1 pseudogene is annotated in these 207 nt (G+C 20.8%); it reads left to right on the top strand.

Annotated elements, in window-relative coordinates:
• A pseudogene (locus M983_RS17460) lies at positions 1-98 on the top strand (transcriptional regulator ChbR); the annotation flags it as partial.
• Between the last annotated feature and the right edge of the window lie 109 nt (positions 99-207).

Below are 207 nucleotides of genomic sequence, written 5' to 3'. Positions count from 1 at the left end.
GTAGCCCTAGCTTATTTATTAAAACATTTAAAAAAATGACATCGTTAACACCAAGTAATTATAGAAAAAATTTATACAGTATTAAAGAAACGAATTAATTAAATATGATAAATAAGTCAATTTAAAGTTTGATTTATTTTAAACAGAAAAGAAAATAATTTATTTTCTTTGTGGATCACTATACCTAAATTTTACCATTGCTACATA

This window comes from Proteus myxofaciens ATCC 19692 (assembly GCF_001654855.1).
Lineage (GTDB): Bacteria > Pseudomonadota > Gammaproteobacteria > Enterobacterales > Enterobacteriaceae > Proteus > Proteus myxofaciens.
The sequence above is the reverse complement of the archived record's forward strand: the minus strand, read 5'-3'. Positions and strand labels throughout refer to the sequence as shown.